The organism is Rhodopirellula sp. P2, assembly GCF_028768465.1.
In the GTDB taxonomy this organism is placed as follows: Bacteria; Planctomycetota; Planctomycetia; order Pirellulales; family Pirellulaceae; genus Rhodopirellula.
The window spans coordinates 4,480,603-4,501,810 of sequence record NZ_CP118225.1; the positions used below are offsets into that span (position 1 = coordinate 4,480,603).

Genomic DNA, 21,208 nt, shown 5'->3' on the forward strand with positions numbered 1-21,208 from the left:
AAATGAAACCAAGCAGATTCACTGACCGTGTTCGCTATCGACGGCCTCACTGATGCTGTCGCGAATCAAGTGGACTGAGGTGATCGTCAGTCCGGGTTGGGGTTCGATTTGGATTTGGTTGTTATTTTGCAGCCAGTCTTTAGAGATCGGAATTTCCAGCGGTGCCAACAGCTGATCAAACTTGTGGGTCCACTCCGGGTGTGACTCAAAACGGTGACCGTTGAACGTACCAGAAACGGCTTGCTCAAGTCCTTTGATTCGGTGGACCCCGACGACCAATTCAGTCGATTCGATATCGGATGCGTCGTCGATATCGATTTGGAATGTTTGCGTTTGATCGGCGGTCACGGCGGTGCCGGCCGCGTAAGCAAATTTGCGAAGCAGTGTCTTTTTAGGCTGAATCGCTTCGTCAAACGTGAACGTCAGCACGGTTGTTTCCTCCGCATCGACTTCAATCACCGTCGAATCGGACAATGAAATCGCGTCTTCGTAGATGACTTCGCCGTCGTTGTATCGCAAACGTCGTTGCTGGATGGACGATGCGTGCAATGCTTCGCCTGCGATGTCCGATAGGTGAACGCTGAGTTGATGACTGGTCATGTTGGTCAGTGCGATCTGCAAACGATTGCCTTGATAGACAGCCGTCGCGTTCAGGCCGACTTCAGCCAGACCATTGGTTGCGACGGGGAGTCTTCGACCATCGAAGTCACGCCAGAGCTCGAAGAAGTGAGCAACGGGGGTGGGCTGGAAATCGGCCAAAGGACCTCTCGCCGATGCACCTTCGGTTGGAACAAAGGCGATGTTTCCGCTGGTCGGGTTCCAGTGCATGTTCGTGAAGACAAACGGAACCGACAAATCGATTTGATGCGGACGGCTCATCAGTTTGTGCAAGAACGCACTGAAAGATCGCAGACGCAACCAATAGTCGGCCGCGCCGCGTCCAGCTTGAAGTGAACCACACTCGGTGATCAGGATGGGTTTGACGTTGTCGGTCTCTTCCATGTGTGCTTGCAGCATGTCGAGCGTGGCTTCGAGACGACCGAGCAAGTATCCCGAGTAACCTTTGTCGCGACGTTCCCATGCACCGAGCGAGCCCATGTCCTCGTAGAAGTGGTGTGAGTAAAAGTCCAGATGATCACGAGTGAGATCCATGAATTGGGTTTGGTCGCGATACAAGCCAAATTGGTTGACGTGCAATTGCATCCAAGCGGAGGTCGGGCCACCGACGTTGACCGAAGGAGTTTTCGCGTGCACGGCATCGGCGACCGCATTATGAAACTCGGCGAGCAAAGCCCAAGAATCATGTTGCTTCTGATAGTGGTAGTCCCACTCGGCTTTGATGGTGGATTCGTTTTTGACTTCCCACCAATTCGCGGTTCGTCCGCCATCACGTTGTTGATCTGCGATGTGAGCGGCGGCTAAGTTCGCTGCGTCGCCAAAGTGCTCGATCAATGGTGTTCCCCGTCCGACATGTTCGACTGACATGAATTCGGGGTAGTCGTTCAAGCACATCGCATAGTCGGTCGCTTCGAACTCGGGAATCGTCTTCGGTGGCGACGAATCGTGGCGATCAAAAAACGTGAGGTCAGCGGCTCCTTTGTTGTTGGGATCTTCCTTTAGCTTTTCGCCGGGACCATAGCCAACGACCAAAGCAGGATCGAGCTTGAATATTTGCCGGCCCGGGGAGAAGTTGCGTTCGCTTGCCCATCGTTCAAAGCTGGGGTCGGAAGTTCCCGGTGCGGCATAGTAGCGAAAGAACTTCTGGCGTTCCAACTCGACGTGGCCGGCGATGGAAAGTTCGTGTTGCAGGTCGACACGCACGTTGACCGGAACGCGAGGTCGGTCGGCGCCCAGAGTTCGATAAGGGATGTCGTCGAACTTCACGGGCAGTTTGCCTTGTGAGTTGAAGGCGATCTGCGTGACGGTTGCGGTCTTGCCATCGGCGCAACGGGTGCGAATGCGGATCGGCGGCATGTCCTCGCTGGGGACAGGCATCGCGGGCAATTTAAAACGATACAGCTTGGGTTCTTGAGTGCTGCGTTCAACCGTTCCGCCACCGGAATAGGGAGCGACCTCGATGCCGCCAAGATGATTCAGGTTCTCACCACGAAGGATGATGTACTTGAACAGCGAAGCGACCCGCTGGCTTCCGGCCGGCAACTCGATTGAAACGTCTCCGCTGAGTTGAAGGGGTTCATTGGAGAGCACCAGCTCGACCAGGTTTCGGTTTTCGCCTTCGCCCCGATAAGTCGATTCTTTGTCCTTCGAAAACTCGTCGAACAAATACGCATGGGCCGCTTGGCGAGCGAGCCCTTCCTTGCTCAAAAGGTTGGGGGCCGTCGGAGTCTGAGCAGACGCGAAGACAGGAAAGAAGGAAAGGCAGACGAGGGCAGCGAAATGAATCTGTTTCATCAGTGTGCTGAATCCAGTGACGATGGGATGGGGAACCATCAATGATTGTCACGAGGTGTTCCTTTGTCCAATGTATGGACTTGTTCTCAGTTCGAATTGGTGTTGTGAGGTTGAAGCTCTCGTGGTCAAACGAAAAAAGGCCGAGTCGGTTTGACTCGGCCTTTGAATGATTTGTCTCGATCACTTCAGGCTCAGAGAGCCAGCAACAGGCGACTTGGTGCCTGCAGGTAGCCGATCACATCGTTAAGGAAGCGAGCTGCGGTTCCTCCGTCGACCAAACGGTGATCGTACGAAAGGCTGAGCGGCATCATCAGGCGAGGTTGGATCGAATCGTCGGGCATGACGACAGGCAACTTTCGCGATCGGCCGACCAGCAAGATGGCGACTTCGGGAACGTTCACGATTGGTGTGCTGTATTGGCCACCGATCGCGCCGAGGTTGCTGATCGTGAACGATCCACCACGAAGGTCATTGACGCCGAACTTGCCGCCACGAACTTTACCTGCCATCTCGGCGATGTTGCGTGCGGTGTCTGGGATCCCCATTTGGTCGGCGTTGTGCATCACGGGAACGACCAAACCGTTGTCGGTGTCGACCGCGATTCCGATGTTGACGTAATCTTTGTAGATCACTTGCTGGTTCTCGGAATCGATCACCGCGTTGAGCGATGGGTGATGACGAAGAGCGGTCGCGACGGCTTTGACCAAGAATGGCATCGTGGTCAGTTTCAGACCTTGAGCCGCGTAGTCTTCTTTGCTGCTCTGCCGCAGTCGTTCGAGATCGGTGATGTCGGCGTCGTCGAAGTTGGTCACTCGGGGAACGGTGGACCATGACAAGTGCATCTGAGCCGCGATCGTTTTCCGGATCTTGCTCATTCGCTCGATGCGAACGGGGCCGTAGTCGTCGTTGTCAGGGGTGCCGGGCAAATCGCCCGATGTGACGTTGGCTCGCGGAGCCGATTTGCCAGCGGCGGGCGCAGGCTTGGCGGCGGGAGCGGCAGCCCTTTGGCTGGCCGAGCGAACCACTGCCAAGACATCGTCACGGGTGATGCGTCCGCCTGCACCGGTGCCGGTGACGGTGGCCAAGTTGACGCCCGTCTCACGAGCGAAGCGGCGGATGGCGGGGCCAGCGGGAATCGATCCACCAGCATCGACGGGGGCCTCGGACGCTTCAGCAACTGCGGGTGCTGGGGCGACTGGGGCGGCAGCTGGCGGAGCCGCGGCCGGTGCAGCTGGCGCCGGTGGTTGGGCGGCCGCAGGGGGCGGCGTTGGTGCGGCTGCTGCAGCAGGTTCCGGTTTGGGTTCGGGCTTGGCTTCCGGTGCGGCAGGCGCTGCCGGGGCGGGGGCCGAGGCGGCACCGGCGGCGGCTTCGATTTCCAACAACACGCCGCCGATGGGAACCGTGTCCCCTTCGCTGACCGAAATCTTGGTGACCTTGCCACCCACATCGCTGGGCACGGGAACGGTCGCTTTGTCCGTTTCCATTTCCACAATGTCCTGGCCAGCGGTGATCGTGTCGCCGACGGAAACGAAAATTTCAAGGACATCGCCAGATTCGATGCCGTCGCCGAGTTCAGGGAGTTTGACTTCAGTCATGGGAAAGGTATGTCAGGGGTGTGATTGGAGAAGGTTGAGACGCTCGGTCCCGGCGGTCGTGGCCGTTCCTGGTTGGGAACAGAGGCCAGCTGACCGCATCACGAAAAGGACGCTCGCGTGGATGCGGCCAAAGTTACGCGAAGTAAGGATCGACTTTGTCGGGATCGTAATCCAGATCTTTGATCGCTTGAGCAACATCGGTGGCTTGGAACGTTCCAGCTTTGGCCAGACGCCCCAACGCAGCGATCGTGATGGACTCGGCATCGACTTCGAAGTGGCGACGCAGGGCTTCGCGAGTTTCGCTGCGGCCCATGCCGTCGGTGCCCAGAACGTAGTAGTCACCTGGGATCCAAGGGGTGAGTTGTTCGCCCAGAGCACGCACGTAGTCGCTGGCCGAGATGAACGGGCCCTCGACACCATCAAGCACTTCTTCGAGGTAGCTCTGGCGCGGCGTTTCGGTGGGATGCAAGCGATTCCAACGTTCGGCGGCATGCGCGTCACGACGCAGCAACGTGTAGCTGGTCACGGACCAAACATCGCTGGCGATGTTGTACTTCTCGGCCAAGATCTCTTGAGCCTTCAAAGCACAGTTCAGGATCGCACCGCTGCCGAACAATTGAACGCGTGCCTTGGCACCGTCCACTTCACGGCTCCTGAATTTGTACATTCCCTTGATGATGCCTTCTTCGCATCCCTCAGGAATTTCCGGTTGTGTATACGGGTCGTTTTCGGCGGTGATGTAGTACAAGCACTCCTCGCCTTCTTCGTACATTCGTTTCAAGCCTTCGTGAACGATCACGGTGACTTCGTAGGCGAACGCGGGGTCATAAGCACGCACGGTTGGGAAGGCAATCGCGTTGAGCAGGCTGTGCCCGTCTTGGTGTTGCAATCCTTCGCCATTGAGCGTCGTGCGCCCGGCGGTACCACCGACCAGGAAGCCCTTGGCTCGCATGTCAGCGGCGGCCCAAATCGAGTCACCGATTCGTTGGAAGCCGAACATGCTGTAGTAGATGTAGAACGGGATCATGTTCACACCGTGGCAGCTGTAAGCGGTGCCGGCGGCGTTGAAGCTGGACATCGAACCACACTCGGTGATGCCTTCTTCCAAGATTTGGCCGTCTTGAGCTTCCTTGTAGAAAGCGACTTGGTCCGAGTCCATTGGCTCGTAGAGCTGGCCCGCGTGAGCGTAGATGCCGAACTGTTTGAACATGCCTTCCATGCCAAAGGTTCGTGATTCATCTGGCACGATGGGGACCACAAATTTGCCAATCGACTTGTCGCGGCACATCGCGACCAACATTTGCACGGCGGCGAAGGTGGTGCTGACCTCTTTGTTGTCCGTCCGTTTGGCAACAAATTTCTGGAACACATCCAGAGCCGGGATTTCCAACTTCGGGTGCTCGGTCGGACGGCTTGGCACTGGGCCACCGAGAGCTTCGCGGCGTTCCTTGAGATACTTCATCTCTTGGCTGTTGGCCGGTGGTTTGTAGAACGGGGCCTCGCCGACTTTTTCGTCGCTGATTGGAATCCCGAAGCGAGTTCGGAATTCGAGCAGTTCGGCTTCGTTCATCTTCTTTTGGTTGTGAGCCACGTTGCGGCCTTCGCCGGCTTCGCCCAATCCATAGCCCTTGACGGTCTTGGCCAGGATCACGGTTGGTTTGCCGTTGTTCAGCGCGGTCGCTTGTTTGTAGGCGGCATACACCTTTTCGGGATCGTGACCGCCGCGACGGATTTTTTCGAGCTTCTCGTCGGACAGGTGTTTGACCAACTCCAGCAGTTCGGGGTACTTGCCGAAGAAGTGCTCGCGAATGTAGCTGCCGGGCATCGAGGTGTACTTTTGGTACTGACCGTCGACGACTTCGTTCATGCGTTTGGCGAGCAAGCCGGTCGTGTCACGAGCCAGCAGTTCGTCCCATTCGCCGCCCCAGACAACTTTGATGACGTTCCATCCGGCACCGTGGAAGATCGATTCCAGTTCTTGGATGATCTTGCTGTTGCCGCGAACGGGGCCATCGAGACGCTGCAGGTTGCAGTTGATGACGAAGATCAGGTTGTCGAGCTTCTCTCGTGAAGCCAACCCAATCGCGCCGAGAGTTTCGGGTTCGTCGCATTCGCCGTCACCGAGGAACGCCCAGACCTTTTGTCCCTTGGTGTTTTTGATCCCGCGATCGTTGAGGTATTCGTTGAAGCGGGCTTGGTAGATCGCCATGATCGGACCGAGGCCCATCGAGACGGTGGGGTATTCCCAGAAACCGGGCATCAACCACGGGTGGGGGTAGCTGGAAAGTCCGCCACCGGGAGCGAGTTCACGGCGGAAGTTGTCGAGGTTCTCGTCGGACAAACGGCCTTCGAGGTAGGCACGTGAGTACATGCCGGGCGAGGCGTGACCTTGGAAGTAAATCGAGTCACCGGAGTAACCGTCTTCGCCACGGCCTTGGAAGAAGTGATTGAAGGCGACTTCGTAAAGCGTCGCGGAGCTGGCGAAGGTGCTGATGTGTCCGCCGACGCCGCCGGGCCGTTTGTTGGCTCGGACGACCATGGCCATCGCGTTCCAGCGGATGATCGATTTGATGCGACGTTCGAGTTCACGATTGCCGGGGTAAGCGGGCTGTTCGTGAGGTGGGATTGTGTTGACGTAAGGTGTCGAGGTGTCCGAGGAAAGCGGCACGCCTTCTTCGGCGGCTCGGTCACGCAATTGGTCGATCAGAAATTTGACCCGTTCAGGGCCTTTGCTCTGGAGAACATATTCGAGGGATGAGATCCACTCTTGGGTCTCGGCGGCGTCGACATCGACATCCGGCGAGTGTTGCAATTCGCCGAGGTTCTGAGAAATTTCGGCTTGAGCGACGGATTTTGATTCGGACATAGAGAGTAGAGAACTCCGGGCTCGCGGACGTTTGGATCAGATAGGTCGAGTTTTTGAGTCAGACCTCGTAGTTTAGCGGCTCTTGCCTGTTTCCAGCAAGGTTAGGAAGACGGCCAGAAATGCTCGTTTCCGCTTTGGTGGACAGTTGGTTGCGCTGATCGCGGTTGTTTCGGCTCGCTGCCACCGGTTGGCTGACCCGGTGGCCCCCGAGGGAGCTGCCCGGCGTCCGAGGCCGCGGGGGTGCCCCGTTCACGCCGGTGTGCACCAGTTCGCACGGCCTAACGGTGTGTTGACGCACCTTTGGGAGGGCGGCAGACCCTGTCCTGCGTCAATTGGAAACGGAGACGTCACCGGGAATCCGGTTCTTTCTGGTTTCCGAACGGCCAAGACGAACAACCAATCACGCTCGGCAGCGACATTTGGTCGCGGGAAAGGTGTGAACGCCCCGTTGGAAGCGTTCGTGCAATTTTGAAGACTTGTATGGCCAGGCGTTTGTCATCAGCCTCCCCTCCCTCGCGTCCGCCTGAACGGCGTCGCTCGGCCTTTCCCACCACTTCGTTTCAGGAGAGGTGCGGCATGTGGAAATCCGCCGAAAAGCGGTATGCGTCATCTGCGGGAGGTCAGGGGAGGCTTCGGATTGTCTCGTCAAAACCCAATTCGAGTTGCGTGTCACGATCATCGAATCCAAGTTCGCGGTGCATCAGCGAGGGCTGGATGTCGTGGCTGTTTTGGTATTTCTCACTGGCCTCTTCAGGGCTGTCGCCGCTGATTTCCCAGTAAGTGATTTGGCAAATTTGGATGTGTGGGTAGATCCGGACCGGCTGGACACAGTGCAGTTCCAACGTCCAGGTCCCGCGGTAGCCCGCGTGCCCGAGACTGCCGCCGGGATTCAGGAACAGCCCCAGCCGCCCGAGTGAGGACCTGCCCTGGACGATGGGCACCAACCCGTGCGTTTCGGTGTGTTCGACCGTTCGCCCCAAGAACAACGTGCCGGGTTGCAACGTCAGGCCCTCTTCGGGAATGGTCAGGCGGCGATACCGATTGGGAGAAGCGGCATCCAGCACGACTTCTTCGTAAACCAGCAACTCATCGTGAAGCGTCAGGTTGTAGCTGTTTGGTGACAATCGCGCGGGATCAAACGGATCGATCACGATGTCTTTGCCCAATCGCTGTTGAATGTCTTGACCGGAAAGGATCATCGACTTGGGTTGCCTTTGCGGAACGTGGCGAGGTGCGGGACGGGAGGAACCACTCCGAAAGATCGGCACTCGACGAATCACCGAGAGTGTCCCATGCCCAACAACGGGGATGGCATTCGGGGGATTTGAGTGGATTGGGGAATGAGGAGCGGTTCGTTGTCTGGGCTGCTCCTGGCAATTTAACCACTTCCGGCTTGCGATTGATCCCCGAGATCTCGCATTGAGGTATATTTCTGGAAAGCCGAAGGTTCGAAGCGAGCAACAACCGATTTGCTCCGTAGAACCGGTTTGACCCGCATAACTTGTGAGGTTGACGTCAAAGCTGCTCAGCCCCGTCATCTCCAACAGAAACGATCGTGAATTTCGAGAGTGGATTGTTCATTCTGGGGGTCAACGTGCGACCAGCACCTTGGCGTTTGGGAAACGGCAGTCCGTTTTCGAGTTTCCGATACCGATTTGCATTCCGCGATCGGATTTTTGTCTCCCAACCTTGATTCAGCCTTTCCACTGAAACGAACGACCTATGAGCAACATGAATCCTTACTCTTCCGGCGTGGACGGTGCCACCTATGGCAACGCAGCGATCTACGCAGACGAGACCGATCGAATTGCGTTCATTCGCCGCACTTACGCGCACCTTTCAGGAGCGGTTTTCGCTTTCTTGGCGTTAGAAGTCGTGCTATTCACGATGGTTCCCGCCGCGACGATGGACATGATGGTCCAGCGAATGACGGGCGGGTACGGTTGGTTGTTGGTGTTGGGCGCCTTCATGGGCGTCAGTTGGATGGCTCGTTCCTGGGCCAGCAGCGGACAATCTCGCGGGCTGCAATACGCTGGGTTGGGACTGTATGTGGTCGCGCAAGCCGCGATCATGTTGCCGCTGATGTACATCGCGATTCGCGTGATGGGCCAACCCCAGATTCCGATTTTGGCAGGGATCATCACCACGCTCACCTTCGCGGGGCTGACCGGTTTCGTGATGCTCACGCGGGTCGACTTGGCCTCGTGGGGAACTTACCTGTTTGTCGCGGGTTTGGTGGCAATGGGAGTCGTCGTTTGCGGCGTGATCTTCGGCTTCTCATTGGGATTGTTCTTCAGTGCCGCGATGGTGGCCTTGGCATGCGGTTACATTCTGTATGACACCTCCAATGTTTTGCATCACTACGACACGCGTCAGTACGTCGCCGCTTCCTTGGCGTTGTTTGCTTCGGTCGCGTTGCTGTTCTACTATGTGCTGCGAATCCTGATTGCCTTCTCCAGCAACGACTGATTCATGAGTTTTGATTCGATCACAGGAGTGACCAGTCTGCCGGATGACTTCGACGGGCTGGTCCGGTTGTTTCCGCTTCCGGGAATGGTTTTGTTCCCTCACGCGATGCAACCGCTGCACGTGTTCGAACCTCGATACGTCGACATGCTGCAAGAAGCATTGTCGACGGATCATCTGATCACGATGGCGACGCTGACCAATTCTCAGGGCAGCGTGGTCCTGGATGACACGGCGAACCTGAAGTTGCCGTTGAATATGTTGCCGCCGATCTCGCCCACCGTGTGCGTGGGCAAGATCATCTCGCACGCGGAATTGGAAGGCGATCGGCACAACATTTTGGTCGTCGGGATCCGCCGCGCCACAGTGCGTCATGAACTGGACACCGGGCGTTCGTTCCGGACCGCCCGTGTTGATTTGATTGACGACTTCTATCTGCCCGCTGGCACCCAGAAGCGGGCTGATCTGAAAAAGCGATTGCTAGAAGCTTTCGGAAAGATCATTCCCGTCAGCGAAGGCTCCCAGAAGTCCCTGCATGATTTGATGGCCGGGCAAATGGGAGTCGGGCCGATCACGGACATCATCGCGTACACGCTGCCCTTTGATCCTGATGAAAAGATCAAACTGCTCGCCATGTCCGATGTGGATCAACGAGCCGAAACGCTGATTCGAATGATTCAGCGGGGCGGTTTGGACTTGCAGTCCGTCAGCGTGCAAGAAGGTGACGTTGACCTTGCCGAGTCATCGCGTTCGCGAAAAGAGTTCCCGCCGCCGTTCAGCGTGAACTGAAACGAGTGAGGTGAACTGAAGCGAATGGGCGCATGAAAAACCCGTCTGCTGAGACCAAGGTAACCATCTCAGCAAACGGGCTAGGCTCGCGTTCTAGAAAGTGATCGCGAGTGGGGTGGCTGACCCTGGCGTCAGCCCGCCGACTTTCGTCAAGGGTTTCCACCCCGTTGGCTAATACAGCAATAATCCACTTGATCACCTCCTTTGAAAATTTGGTTCGACGCCACTTGCCCAGGTGCCAACCAGAACAGACAAGCGAACGTGCGGAAGTTTTGTCGCGACGCGGAATCGCGACCCAGTGACGACATGATCGTCGGTAGTCAAGACGCACGCAACTAAATTCAGGTTCGCGGCCGCCAAACGAAATTCGAGTGGAATTCTGAACCCATGTCTTCCGAGTCTTTCAAATCGTCGGAATGGACGGAACGAGAATCGACCTCCGATCCGATGCGAACCGCCTTCGTCGCCGCGATCGAGGCGCTGCGACCGGGGGAAGTCGTCAGTTACGGTGATGTCGCCGCACGAGCAGGCTATCCCCGCCGCCACCGAGCGGTGGGGCAATTGCTGGGTGCATCCTTTGATGCGTTGCCTTGGTGGCGAGTGGTCTACAACGATGGGCGATTGCCGCCGGTTAACCCAACGCTACAAGAACAACGGTTGATCGAAGAAGGCGTGACGATGGAACGCATGCGAGTGGTGCAGTCGCCTCTGGGAAGGTTCGCTGCCTCGTCGAAATGAGATGGATGCATCGGCTGCAAACGCGTGAGACTGACTGCGTTTGAATCGCTCAAACGCGTTTGATTTCAATCATCGGTCGGCATCGTTTGGTCAAGGTGGTGCAGTGCTTTCGCCTTTTGCGGCGCCAGCAACTCCAGGGTCCGCAAGGATTGCTTGAAGTCCGACTGATTGCCTGCCACCAAATTCATCAGCGCAGCCAGGGACGCGAACGCCTCGCTGCGGCGCAGAGTGTTGATGGACGACAAGTCAGCACGGCAGCGTCGGCATTGGTCCGAGACACCCTGTGTTGCACGGCAGACAGGACAGACCAACGACAATGGCGTTGGCTTGGGCTGGAATTCGCCGGTGGCGGTTTCGCTGAGATCAGGCATCGTTGAGATAGAAAAGGAGGTCTTCGAGTGCTTCGGCTTTTTCGGCAAACACTTCGGTGTTGTTGCTGTCAGCGGCCGATTTTAACTGAGCCACCAAATCATCGATCTCCTCCGCATCCTGTTCGTCAGCGTTCTGGCGGGTTGCGTCGATCGATGGCATCAATTCCTGGAGCCGACGTGTCAGACTGTTGCCGGGTTTGGATTCCGCTTCGGGGGCCTCGATCGTTTTAGACGGCTGGCCTGCAGGGACGCGTCCTAGCATCTCTGAGATCTCGTCCGCCGAAACCGACCCGAACTCGGTTTCTGATCCCGACTGTCTGGAGGAATCGTTCAGACGCTTGATCTCAGTGGATGCCTCTTTGCCCGTTCGCCGGTCAACGGCTCGGACTTCCAACATGCCGTTCAGGTTCAACGTGAATGTCACCGAGATGGGACTGTCGGCGGGTGAATCAGGATCCAAGTCGGTCAGTTCGAGCTCTCCGACATAGAAATTGTCTGTCACGACTTTGGCTTCTCCTTGGAAGACCTCCGCCGAAACCTCTGTCTGACCTGGGACGATGGTGTAGAAGGTTTGCGATCGTTTGCAGGGAAGGGCGCTGCCGCGGGGGATGATGGGCGCAAACGCATTCGCGGGACCAAGCGGATCGCGATCCTCGGCGCAGCGAACGCCAAGGGTGTGCGGCGTGATTTCGATCAAGACTCGGTCGACGTCTTGTCCTGACAAAAGAGCCCCCTGCACGGCAGCACCCAAAGCCACGCAAAGATCGGGATCAACTTCTGCGGAAGGTTGGTGCCCCAGTTTCTGCGTCAGGAGTTGTTCGACCAGAGGTGTCCGGGTGCTGCCGCCGACGAGGATCACTTTGTCGAGTTGGCCGGCATGCAAACCCGCATCAGCGAGAGCAGAATCGACGCACGAGATCGTTCGATTCAAAAGTGGTTCAATGAATTCTTCGTAGTCCTCCCGTTCCAAGGTCGTTTCCAGGTGGCTGGATGGATTCCCGGGCAGCAAGAACTCTTCCGCAACCTTGGTGAATGTGTCGAAACTCAGGCGTCGCTTGGCGGCCTCGGCAGACAACGACAAACGTGCCATCGCACCCACATCGGCGAGAATCGATTCCTTCCAGTCCCCCGTTGCGTTCACCAATTGGTTGCACAGGAGAGCATCAAAGTCGTCCCCGCCGAGGTGCGTGTCGCCAAACGTGGCCAGGACTTCGACGACGCCGGATTCGATGGCGACAATCGAAACATCAAACGTGCCGCCGCCCAAGTCATAAACGAGCACTTTGTGTGGATCCTGAGTTTGCGAATCGTAAACCAACGCGGCCGCGGTGGGTTCGTTCACAATCCTCAGCACTTCCAATCCCGCCAATTCGCCGGCTTGGCGGGTGGCTTCCCGTTGACCGTCATCGAAGTAGGCGGGCACGGTGATCACAGCGCGGTTGACCTCGCATCCGAGGTCTTGTTCTGCCCATTGACGCAGACGCCCGAGGATCACAGCGGAAACTTCAGGCGGCGTGAATTGTCTTTCGCCGAGAGTGAGTTGGACATGCTCCCCCATCTTTCGCTTGACGCTGCGAATGGTCGATTCAGGGAACAGGGCGGCTTGATTGAGTGCAGGTTGACCAACCAACCAATTGCCAGACGGATCCAGCCCAACGACACTGGGCAGGACAGCCTCACCCGTCTCCGGGTTCTTGATCACTCGGGGAGTGCCGTTTTCAACGACGGCGACCACGCTGTTGGTCGTTCCTAAATCGATCCCGATCGTCGGTTGCATTCTGTTTCCTTGAATGGATGGTCAGTCGTTGGGGGGTGACGCGTGAAGCGCAACAAGGGGAAGAGTTCGGTTCAAGAATTCGCGGTGATGGCCTGGGCCGTGACAACTTGTGCGGGACGAATCAACCATGTCCCTTGTTGATACCCGGTTCGCAGGACCCGCAGGACCGTGCCAACGGGATGTTCTGAGGAGGGTTGGACTTCTAGCACCTGCATCGTTTGCGGATCAAAGGCGTCTCCAGGGGCTCCCACGCGTTCGATATTCAGTGATGCCAATTGTTGACTCATTCGCTGCGTGGTCAATCGCAGGCCTTCCGCCAGTCCGTTGAGGGATTGATTTCTGGATTGCCAAGCGGTTTGCCAGAGCTGTTCGTGCTGTTCGAATTTGCGACGACCAAACCATCCGGTGCCCAACGTGGACGGCGGCGTGGGGCAATCTTGCACGGCGGCTTCGAAAGCTTGGGTGAGCCGCGAGAGCGCTTCGTCGACTTCCACGATGGCGGTGATCGCTGAACGAGTCGTTTCCGACATCGACGCATCTGCGGGGGACACCTGTTTCCCCGTGGTCGATTGACCGGCAGTCGTCCGAGTCGAGTTTTCGTGGAGTTGTTCCAGCAACGCGTCGCTGGCCGCAACGATTCGTTCCGCGTCACTGGCAAGCGTATCGGAAAGCGACCGGTTTTGTTTCGTGTTGAGCTTCAGTTCATGTCGAAGCGCGGTCAGGTCTCGAGTGATTTGCCCGAGTCCATGAAGTGAGGCTGCGGCGGCTTGCTGCGTCGCCTCCGCTTGCGCTGCGGTGGGGGCAGACGCATCAGAATTCTCTTGTTGGTCCAGTTCCGCCAGCATCCTGGCCAATTGTTGTCGCCCGTGGTCGGTTTCACCTGCCGTGTCGATCCATGCGAGGAACCTGTCTTTGATTGCTGCTCGCGTTTGGGGCCAGTCGTCATCTGCGGGAATGTTCACTTCGCTGGTCCACGGTTGGATTGATGGAGTCGTTGGGCACAGCGAAGCAACGCCTCGGTGGGCAAGCGTTGAGGTTGAAATTGAAACTTCTCAACGACGTCATTGAAATGGGGGAGTGCAGGAGCAAACAATCGGTTGGACCAAACGCGGATCGGATCTCCAACGGCGGTGTACGCATCGTGGATTTCAGCAAACCGATCGGGGTCATGTTCGGGTGGATGTTGACGCACCAGTTCCAAGTACCGGACGCGAATCTCAGCGGTCGTTGCCTTCGTGTCCAAGCCAAGGACTTCGAAGGGATCTTGATTCGAGGGGCTCATGGCGATGTTCTTGTCTGTCAAACAGTGAGTTGAATGTTGAGCGAGAGAGGTCGAGAAGACGGTAGGAAGCGTTGGGGTGGAATCAATCTTGCACACGCATTGCGAGCACCTCGAGCAAAGCGTCAACAAGCTTGCCCGGCATCATTTGTCTCATCTGCGCTTCCATCATCTCTGGGTTCTGCATATACGCCAACAGCATCTCGGGCGGGATCGAATTCATAGCGTCGTGGGGGATCTCGTCATCGTCTAGAAATTCGAAGTCCATGTCGTCGTCATCCGAGTACATGCGTTCGTTGTAATGCTCCTCGCTGGCTTCATAGAGTCGCTGGGCAATTGGACGCAGTTCGGCGGGCAGGCTATTGGGGGCATCGGGATCCGCGAACACCACATCGGAGAGGATGGGCGAAGCAAGTTCCAAATCGACTCCGAACGCTCGGACCAAGCTGACGATGTGCAAATCGTAGTGGTGGTGTCGGGTGGTTCGCAAGAATCGACGGGACAGGACGTCATCTTGGGCGTGAACGACAAAGACGCCGATGGTGTTCGCCGTTTCGATGTCGTATGCATCGATTCTCGATTGGGTCAAGGCTCGTTTGGTCACGGTGATCAGCTCCGTCTTCATGCCTGAACGGCCAGGGAAGTCGAGCTTTTCGTTCACCAACATACGGCCCACCATGTCACAGGCGGACGAAACCGCTTGCAGCGATGGCGATTTCGAAAGCGGCTTCCGCGCGTCGCGAAGTTTTTTGCGAGTTTTGGCAGGCAACCCACACCTAGCGGCGATCGCCTCCAACAGAAGCAACGATGCATAGCGAGGCACCTTCGATTCATCGTTTTTGACGAGACAAGATTCCACATCGGTGTCGGGGGCTTGCGCCAACTGGCAGATGGCACGGTACAGTTCCACCACACCGTCTGGCTGACCGAAAGGCACGTTTGAGCTGAGCATGTCGAGATGCTGCTCAGCTTCTTCCGTGTTCCCGTTTTGAATCGCGACGATGAAGGAGAGTGTGCCCAATCTCCATGCGAGACGGATCGTGCGCTGGTCACGCGGTGCGATCTGAATCAACTGCTGCACCAGTGGACGAGCGCGTTGCAGGTCGGTTTGGATATAGGATTCGGCTGCGGAAAGGAGGACACCGAGATCATCCCCCCGAGCCTTCAAACGGGTTTCGTGTATCTCGTAGATCAATTCTTGGGGAAGCAGAATGGGATCGATGGCCGCAAAGGGGGCGTGCTGAAGCGGCGCGTCCCATTGCGGGCACGCCTGGACGGCATTCAGCATTCGCTCCAAGTATCGTTTTCCGATGACTTGGATGGTTTTCAGGGAATCCGAGTTCCCATCGGTATCAGGCAGAAGTTCATCATGGAAGCGTTTCACCAACGTGCCGAGGAAGAACGCGATGTTGGCGTTCACCACGGCTTTGATCGCGGTCCGATCGGAATCTGATAGGTTCGGATTGTTTTGAGTCGATTCGACGAACCGATCAATCTGGGCATGAGCATGGGGGGCGGCCGGATCGCCGGAAAAAAATTGTCCAATTGCCAGGGGCAATGCTAGCTTGGGGTCCCAAGCCGGTGGGCGAAGTTTGCCGTAGATCGCACCGGCCTGATCGGGAGTGCTCGTTATCAACAATTGTGTGTAGATGGCGTCGTGCAGAGCATTGCGAGTGGTTGGTGAGATCCAACCTTCTTTCTCCCAGACTTTGATCTTCTGAAGGATTTCGTGGAACAGTGCTTCCTCGAACAATTCTCGCAAGTCGTTTCGGGCGTCGTGCAAGTCGGGCTGCTTGTTCTTTGTCAGACCTGCCAAATTGCGTTTGTCGACCTTGGTCTGCCCCGGCAATGCCGCATCCACGGTTCCCAGAATCGTACGAGCCATGGCATGGGGCAAACGGTCCGGGGGCAACCGTTTCCACGCTTCCAACGCTTCGTCCCTTCGATCCCCGTAGAAGTGAACCAGGCCGCGAATGAAAAGACGCCAGGGCGCCATCAACGAGCGGAACCCGATCGGTTTGAGGATGGACAATGCCTTTTCATCTCGGCCCGCCTCGACGTGTTCGAGAGCTTCCACGACCAGCCGTGTTTCTTCGGCCAGTTCGTTTGGCAACCGTTCTCTGAGTTCGGGTTTGGCGATCGCTTGATCCGCCATCACGCTTAGCAGATCGGAATCCGCAATCGCTTCCCCACCGAAGATGTTCCGCAAACGTTTGGCTGACTCGAGAATGGCATCAACGCGATCCGATTCGCCGGTCGTGGACGAATCGTTGATTTTCAGACGTTCAAGGATTGAGTCGATCCTGGCCAGCAGTGCATCGGGATCTTTGGGAAGGTAGGCAAACGATTGGGCTGCTTTGGATCCAAGCGTGAACACGTCGGCGGCAAGTGCCAGATGAGTCGATCCCGCTTCCGAACCAAGAAGTTGATCCAGTCTCATGAACGCGGCGTCATGCAGATGTTGCGTCATCGCTTGTCGCACGTCGATGACTCGGGTGGGACCGTTGGATGCCTTCGAGCCTCGCTGGCCCTTCTTTTTCTTCTTGGATTTCGAGGCCACCGTGAGAACCTTGCTTGTTGAAGATGGACTGAACAGGAAAGCAGTGGTGCCGGATCCAAACACGCCCTGCCTTGCTATGGTTTTGCGTGATTGTCACTCGTTCCGCCATGAACTGGCAACCCGTGAACGAGTTCGCGTTTCACACGCGGTACGATGGACGCCAACAAGAACAAGACCAATGAGGGGATCACCGGGACGATGAGCGGTCACGGGTTCGATGTCGGAACGAGCGGCTACGACGTTGAGGCTCACCTCGTCTCGTGGGAGCGAGATGACGGCAACCTGGACACATCCTGGAACCGGAGCCTGGTCCGAGACTCGAGCAGCTACACCGAGAACGCCAACGCTCAAAACCGGACCCACGGTGGCACACACGAGCTACCCACGGTGGCCGGCCAAGCGGTCACGCACCCTGCCAAAGGATCGCCGGATGGTGCCGCCCACCATCCGGTGCTCTCAGTCGGCTGCGCACACCCCACCGCCGTCAAGGAGCTCGTGCAGTTTTTTGATTTCGCTTTTCGGCAGATTTCCACATGGTGTACCTCTCCCGAAACGAAGTTTGGCGAGAGGTAGAGCGACGCCGTTCAGGCGTACGCGAGGGTGAGGGCCGAGCATGGGAAACGGCGCGCATTCCCTCCCCGGAGTTCTCGCTGGACGCTCGCATTCCGCCCCTCCCCAACTGCGTCCAGGAAGGTGGATTCAACCTTGCGAGCACTGCGGTTGTAAAACTGCACGACCTCCAAATCGAACCTGGAACGAGAGGAGAACATTTGTCCTCAAATGTTTGCGTGCCTAGTCGCGATCGTCGAGCAGCATCACGCGAACGGTTTCCAGTTCCCTGCCATAGCAGATGCGTCGCAAAGCGATGGCGAAACATGTGGCTTGTCACATGCTTCCAAATCCCCGCCTGCTCCACCACGCGTCGCAAGTAAGTCGGGAAGGTGATCGCAAGAAAGCAATCACGTCATCGGCCGAAAACTTCCAGTCCGGTTCCGTCTTCCGGCGGTGAAATTGGCAAAGCTTTTGGAACCATCTCTTCGCCCAACGCTGCTTCTGTTCGGCACTCGCCGGTTTCGAAAACGTCCCCATCACAACTCAACTCCCGCACCTGAACCGTGTCAATGCAATTCGTGTCATCCAACCTGCCACCTCAGCAAGTCGCTCACCCCGTCGTTCTGCAACCCAAGTGGCTGTTAGCCTGAGAATCCTCCCTCCCAACCCGCCGCGTAAACAACAAGTCACGATGTTAGCGGTGTGGCGCAAGCCGCCCGGTGAGGAACCGGAGGGCTCGTGCCCAATACCGCTACATCGACATATCTAAGAAGTCGCATTTCCCCGCATAATTGTGGTGTCTAAAGCCCAACCACGCAAAGGAAATGCGACATGTTTCAAACCGTTTCGGCGGAACTCAAGGATTCTGCTCGGCTTCGTGGCCTCAAGTGCGTTCTCTCTCAAAAGACCATCGACCGCAGTATCGGCGAGCATCTCAAAACTCGCTACTGCAAACGAATCGACAATCAGCAACTTGTTTGGCTCATTGTCGGCTTGGGGCTCTTCCCTGGCAAGAAGTATCGCCAAATCTTTCGCCTATTCGCAGCCCCGTGGTTGCTCATGCCGTCTTCGGCAACGCTCACCATGGCTCGTAAGCGACTGGCCGCCAGCGTCATCGAACATCTCTGCTCGACGGTCATCAAGTTGCTGGCAATCACCCCGCAAAAGCATCCCTTTGCTTTCTACAAAGGCCTCCGGTTGATGGGAGTCGATGGCACCTTGCTGGACTGTCCCGATACAGATGCCAATCGGAAGGCTTTCGGCCGCACATCGAATCAAACCTCGCATGGTGCATTTCCCAAGGCCAGGGTGGTTTCGCTGTGTGAGTTGGGAACCCGAGTGTTGTGGCAAAACGTCATTGGCACTTATCACCAAAGCGAACAGACGCTGACACTCAAGCTGTTGGACTTTCTCACTCCGGCCATGTTGCTCCTTGCCGACCGACATTTCGGCGTCGCACCGATCATCTATCGGCTGCTGGACAAACAAGTTCCGTTTCTCATTCGATGCAAGAAAGGTCAGGTTTTCGAGGTCGAAAAAGTGTTCGCAGACGGTTCCTACCTCTCGACGATTTACCTTGGCAAGAACGATCGCCGACTGCACCGACCTGGCCAAAGGATTCGCGTGATTCGCTATACCCACCGCGATCCCAATCGCCCCGGATGCGGTGAAGTGCATGTGCTGCTGACGAGTCTTCTCGATGCCGATGAATATCCGGCCATCGAGCTGATCGAGCTTTACCACGTTCGTTGGGAAGAGGAAATCGCCTTTTCGGAGTGGAAAGTCCACTTGGGCGAAGGCCAAATGCTGCGCAGCCAAAGCCCAGCGATGGTCCGTCAAGAGATTTGGGGAAAGCTACTGGCTCACTACATTCTGCGCACTCTGATCTTTCGCAGCGCGGAAGTTGCCGAGGTCGAGCCCCTTCGCATTTCATTTACCGGTGCGTTGGACGTGCTCATGGCACGGCTCCCCGAGATCAAGAAAAGCCGTGTAAAAACCAAGCAATGGCTGGCCAACTTGATCAACGAAATCGCGGATGAAAAGTTGCCACCTCGGGCGAATCGAATCAACCCACGCAAGATCAAAAAACGCTCGAAAGCCAGACCAACCAAACACGACAGCGACCGACTTCCCCCCAGGCCAAACGGATGCTTCCGCGATCACGTACAAATGTCGATTTAGCGGTATTGGGATCGCGTCCTTCCGCTATGCAGGTACGCAGGTGTCATCGGGTATGTGAGCCGTTGGCGTTAGCCACGGTTTTCACGCGCAACCGGGGCGAACGCCCAAACGGCTCACATGGTTGTGCCCGATCATTCCAGCCGACCTGCTTACGTCACTTGTTGTTCACGTGGTTCTAAGCAAGGCCTCCCAGCATCTCCTCCTCCTGCCGATCAAAAATGAGATTCTTCCAAAACGCTCCAACGCAACCAGAGGCATCGCCTTCACGTCAGCCACCAAAACTGTCTCGCGTGCGTGAACAAGCGAGGCGAGACACTCGCGGAAACCACCGCTCAAAGCGTGCGTTTTTGTTCACCGGGTGCAAAAATGCTTGCATGCGGGGAATGGATCCCCAAGAATAAGATGGGACTTTCACTGGACACATTCGCGAGAAAGAGAAGGCGATCCTTCGCAGCACGAAAGTTGTCAAGGAAATCTGTCCCACCGGTGGAAGACATGCCGCACCTTCCAGGCGTCATCACGGTGAGAACAAGTCACCCACATGGACGAAGTCCGCGTCGACTGACGAGAACGGGTGCCCGGAAGGCGACTGACTGAAGACGGGAAATGGGGCGGGCAAGAGGAAGTGCCTGCTGCCACGCAAGGTTGTGTTGACCAAGTTCCGCAGCATCTTCCAAGCCTTGCTGCGAGAGCAGTTGTTCTCTGGCAGGATTCAACTGCCACCGGGGTGGACACCAGGGCGATTGCGACACTCCACACGCAATCGCCCTGCCCTTGGAATGCGTGAGTGCGTACCGCCGAAGTCACTTCGAAAACCATGTTCGGTCACGTTCGCTGACACCATCCGCCGATGCCACGGCCGTCTCAAAGTCTGCAAGTGCTGTCAGAATGACTCCCTCGCCCGGCACGCAACATTGCTACAGCGACACGCAGCAGGTAAGATTCTGAGCATGGAGGCGAGTTGAGTGATATTGGTCAAACACCCCAACTCACTTACCCCGTATCATGCAATTTCCCGAATACGACCCTACTGAGTAGGGTTGAATCTATTGTTATCCGACTGAAGTAATGCGTTTCCGACTGTCAACGCTTCTCCTTACCACCGCCTGCATTGCGCTGGCGATCGGATGGTATGTCGACCGCTACACCCACCGCGTTCCATCCTACGAGGAGCGACTGGCGGATCACGCCCGATTGGCTGGGACCCTTGCGGACGTCAGTCGTTTGCACCAGTTTAGCGATCATCCGCAAGGCTACATCAGTCGCGTTCCCGACATGTTGTTTGTTGTCTTCATCGACCTATTCCGAAACCGAGAGCTTTTTTCACGCACCTACGGTCCAATTGGGAACTCGAGGCAAATTGACGATGCAACGCTGCATTGGCTTGGGAACGAAACCTTGCGTAGAATTGACATCACGACCCTTTCTGAATTCGAGACCGAACTGACCGCATCCGGACTCGGTGCGCCGCAATACTATGACCTTTACGCCGCCGACGGATCACTGAAACCTGAGCTTGCGACGTTCGTATCCGAGTGCTTTGAGGCACCGGAGGCTTTGCCTTCACCAAAAGATGACGGATAACCATGGCGATCGGGATAGGGGCCCGGTTGCCCGGGACC

At 56.8% G+C, this 21,208-nt stretch carries 16 protein-coding genes and 1 pseudogene; 7 read left to right on the top strand and 10 right to left on the bottom strand.

Going from position 1 to position 21,208, the window contains the following annotated elements:
• Positions 1 to 18: 18 nt before the first annotated feature.
• The 4 genes from PSR62_RS15810 to PSR62_RS15825 form a co-directional block, all read right to left on the bottom strand.
• Positions 19 to 2,451, bottom strand: a complete 2,433-nt coding sequence (locus PSR62_RS15810) for a beta-agarase (RefSeq protein WP_338020086.1) — start codon at positions 2,449 to 2,451, stop codon at positions 19 to 21.
• Positions 2,452 to 2,603: 152 nt separating this feature from the next.
• Complete coding sequence (locus tag PSR62_RS15815) at positions 2,604 to 4,007, bottom strand: 2-oxo acid dehydrogenase subunit E2 (RefSeq protein WP_274403966.1); 1,404 nt, start codon at positions 4,005 to 4,007, stop codon at positions 2,604 to 2,606.
• Between the two features lie 133 nt (positions 4,008 to 4,140).
• Positions 4,141 to 6,873, bottom strand: a complete 2,733-nt coding sequence (gene aceE, locus PSR62_RS15820) for a pyruvate dehydrogenase (acetyl-transferring), homodimeric type (RefSeq protein ID WP_274403967.1) — start codon at positions 6,871 to 6,873, stop codon at positions 4,141 to 4,143.
• A gap of 620 nt (positions 6,874 to 7,493) precedes the next feature.
• Positions 7,494 to 8,072 (bottom strand): dCTP deaminase, encoded by a 579-nt coding sequence (locus tag PSR62_RS15825; protein ID WP_274403968.1) that lies wholly within the window; start codon positions 8,070 to 8,072, stop codon positions 7,494 to 7,496.
• A 532-nt stretch (positions 8,073 to 8,604) separates the two neighbouring features.
• Here PSR62_RS15825 and PSR62_RS15830 point away from each other — a divergent pair.
• From PSR62_RS15830 to PSR62_RS15840, 3 genes are all read left to right on the top strand, one after another.
• Positions 8,605 to 9,342 carry a Bax inhibitor-1/YccA family protein gene (locus PSR62_RS15830; protein WP_274403969.1) on the top strand — a complete coding sequence of 246 codons (738 nt, stop codon included), beginning with the start codon at positions 8,605 to 8,607 and terminating at the stop codon, positions 9,340 to 9,342.
• Positions 9,343 to 9,345: 3 nt separating this feature from the next.
• A complete protein-coding gene (locus tag PSR62_RS15835; protein WP_274403970.1) occupies positions 9,346 to 10,128 on the top strand; it encodes an LON peptidase substrate-binding domain-containing protein in 783 nt (260 codons plus the stop codon).
• 387 nt (positions 10,129 to 10,515) lie between these two features.
• Positions 10,516 to 10,866 carry an MGMT family protein gene (locus PSR62_RS15840; RefSeq protein WP_274403971.1) on the top strand — a complete coding sequence of 117 codons (351 nt, stop codon included), beginning with the start codon at positions 10,516 to 10,518 and terminating at the stop codon, positions 10,864 to 10,866.
• A 65-nt stretch (positions 10,867 to 10,931) separates the two neighbouring features.
• Here the strand turns inward: PSR62_RS15840 and PSR62_RS15845 are convergent, their stop codons facing one another.
• The 5 genes from PSR62_RS15845 to PSR62_RS15865 all read right to left on the bottom strand — a co-directional run bounded on the left by PSR62_RS15845 (position 10,932) and on the right by PSR62_RS15865 (position 16,853).
• Positions 10,932 to 11,237 carry a hypothetical protein gene (locus PSR62_RS15845; protein ID WP_274403973.1) on the bottom strand — a complete coding sequence of 102 codons (306 nt, stop codon included), beginning with the start codon at positions 11,235 to 11,237 and terminating at the stop codon, positions 10,932 to 10,934.
• Positions 11,230 to 13,014 carry an Hsp70 family protein gene (locus PSR62_RS15850; RefSeq protein ID WP_274403974.1) on the bottom strand — a complete coding sequence of 595 codons (1,785 nt, stop codon included), beginning with the start codon at positions 13,012 to 13,014 and terminating at the stop codon, positions 11,230 to 11,232. The genes PSR62_RS15845 and PSR62_RS15850 overlap by 8 nt, the downstream gene beginning before the upstream one ends.
• A gap of 71 nt (positions 13,015 to 13,085) precedes the next feature.
• Positions 13,086 to 13,976 (bottom strand): nucleotide exchange factor GrpE, encoded by an 891-nt coding sequence (locus PSR62_RS15855; RefSeq protein ID WP_274403975.1) that lies wholly within the window; start codon positions 13,974 to 13,976, stop codon positions 13,086 to 13,088.
• A complete protein-coding gene (locus PSR62_RS15860; RefSeq protein ID WP_274403976.1) occupies positions 13,973 to 14,296 on the bottom strand; it encodes a J domain-containing protein in 324 nt (107 codons plus the stop codon). The genes PSR62_RS15855 and PSR62_RS15860 overlap by 4 nt, the downstream gene beginning before the upstream one ends.
• A gap of 82 nt (positions 14,297 to 14,378) precedes the next feature.
• Positions 14,379 to 16,853, bottom strand: coding sequence for a hypothetical protein (locus PSR62_RS15865; protein WP_274403977.1), 2,475 nt, complete (start codon positions 16,851 to 16,853; stop codon positions 14,379 to 14,381).
• Positions 16,854 to 17,006: 153 nt separating this feature from the next.
• Between PSR62_RS15865 and PSR62_RS15870 the strand changes: the two genes are divergently transcribed.
• Positions 17,007 to 17,426, top strand: a complete 420-nt coding sequence (locus tag PSR62_RS15870) for a hypothetical protein (RefSeq protein WP_274403978.1) — start codon at positions 17,007 to 17,009, stop codon at positions 17,424 to 17,426.
• Here the strand turns inward: PSR62_RS15870 and PSR62_RS25785 are convergent.
• Positions 17,338 to 17,772: a hypothetical protein gene (locus tag PSR62_RS25785; protein ID WP_443217433.1), complete on the bottom strand. Its 435-nt coding sequence runs from the start codon at positions 17,770 to 17,772 to the stop codon at positions 17,338 to 17,340. The genes PSR62_RS15870 and PSR62_RS25785 overlap by 89 nt on opposite strands.
• Before the next feature lie 464 nt (positions 17,773 to 18,236).
• Between PSR62_RS25785 and PSR62_RS15875 the strand changes: the two genes are divergently transcribed.
• The 3 genes and pseudogenes from PSR62_RS15875 (at position 18,237) to PSR62_RS15880 (ending at position 21,170) form a co-directional block, all read left to right on the top strand.
• Entirely contained in the window at positions 18,237 to 19,586 is a 1,350-nt protein-coding gene (locus tag PSR62_RS15875) for an IS4 family transposase (RefSeq protein WP_274403979.1), read from the top strand.
• 589 nt (positions 19,587 to 20,175) lie between these two features.
• Positions 20,176 to 20,320 (top strand): annotated as a pseudogene (locus PSR62_RS25790) (IS91 family transposase); the annotation flags it as partial.
• Between the two features lie 334 nt (positions 20,321 to 20,654).
• Positions 20,655 to 21,170 carry a hypothetical protein gene (locus PSR62_RS15880; RefSeq protein WP_274403980.1) on the top strand — a complete coding sequence of 172 codons (516 nt, stop codon included), beginning with the start codon at positions 20,655 to 20,657 and terminating at the stop codon, positions 21,168 to 21,170.
• Positions 21,171 to 21,208: the final 38 nt, after the last annotated feature.

What these genes read in the sequence shown, in the direction of transcription:
- PSR62_RS15835 (WP_274403970.1), top strand. Translation starts at nt 9,346, where the DNA reads ATGAGTTTTGATTCGATCACAGGAGTGACCAGTCTGCCGGATGACTTC.
- PSR62_RS15875 (WP_274403979.1), top strand. Translation starts at nt 18,237, where the DNA reads ATGTTTCAAACCGTTTCGGCGGAACTCAAGGATTCTGCTCGGCTTCGT.
- PSR62_RS15810 (WP_338020086.1), bottom strand. Translation starts at nt 2,451, where the DNA reads ATGGTTCCCCATCCCATCGTCACTGGATTCAGCACACTGATGAAACAG.
- PSR62_RS15860 (WP_274403976.1), bottom strand. Translation starts at nt 14,296, where the DNA reads ATGAGCCCCTCGAATCAAGATCCCTTCGAAGTCCTTGGCTTGGACACG.
- PSR62_RS15880 (WP_274403980.1), top strand. Translation starts at nt 20,655, where the DNA reads ATGCGTTTCCGACTGTCAACGCTTCTCCTTACCACCGCCTGCATTGCG.
- PSR62_RS15850 (WP_274403974.1), bottom strand. Translation starts at nt 13,014, where the DNA reads ATGCAACCGACGATCGGGATCGATTTAGGAACGACCAACAGCGTGGTC.
- aceE (WP_274403967.1), bottom strand. Translation starts at nt 6,873, where the DNA reads ATGTCCGAATCAAAATCCGTCGCTCAAGCCGAAATTTCTCAGAACCTC.
- PSR62_RS15840 (WP_274403971.1), top strand. Translation starts at nt 10,516, where the DNA reads ATGTCTTCCGAGTCTTTCAAATCGTCGGAATGGACGGAACGAGAATCG.
- PSR62_RS15825 (WP_274403968.1), bottom strand. Translation starts at nt 8,072, where the DNA reads ATGATCCTTTCCGGTCAAGACATTCAACAGCGATTGGGCAAAGACATC.
- PSR62_RS15830 (WP_274403969.1), top strand. Translation starts at nt 8,605, where the DNA reads ATGAATCCTTACTCTTCCGGCGTGGACGGTGCCACCTATGGCAACGCA.
- PSR62_RS15815 (WP_274403966.1), bottom strand. Translation starts at nt 4,007, where the DNA reads ATGACTGAAGTCAAACTCCCTGAACTCGGCGACGGCATCGAATCTGGC.
- PSR62_RS15870 (WP_274403978.1), top strand. Translation starts at nt 17,007, where the DNA reads ATGGACGCCAACAAGAACAAGACCAATGAGGGGATCACCGGGACGATG.
- PSR62_RS15845 (WP_274403973.1), bottom strand. Translation starts at nt 11,237, where the DNA reads ATGCCTGATCTCAGCGAAACCGCCACCGGCGAATTCCAGCCCAAGCCA.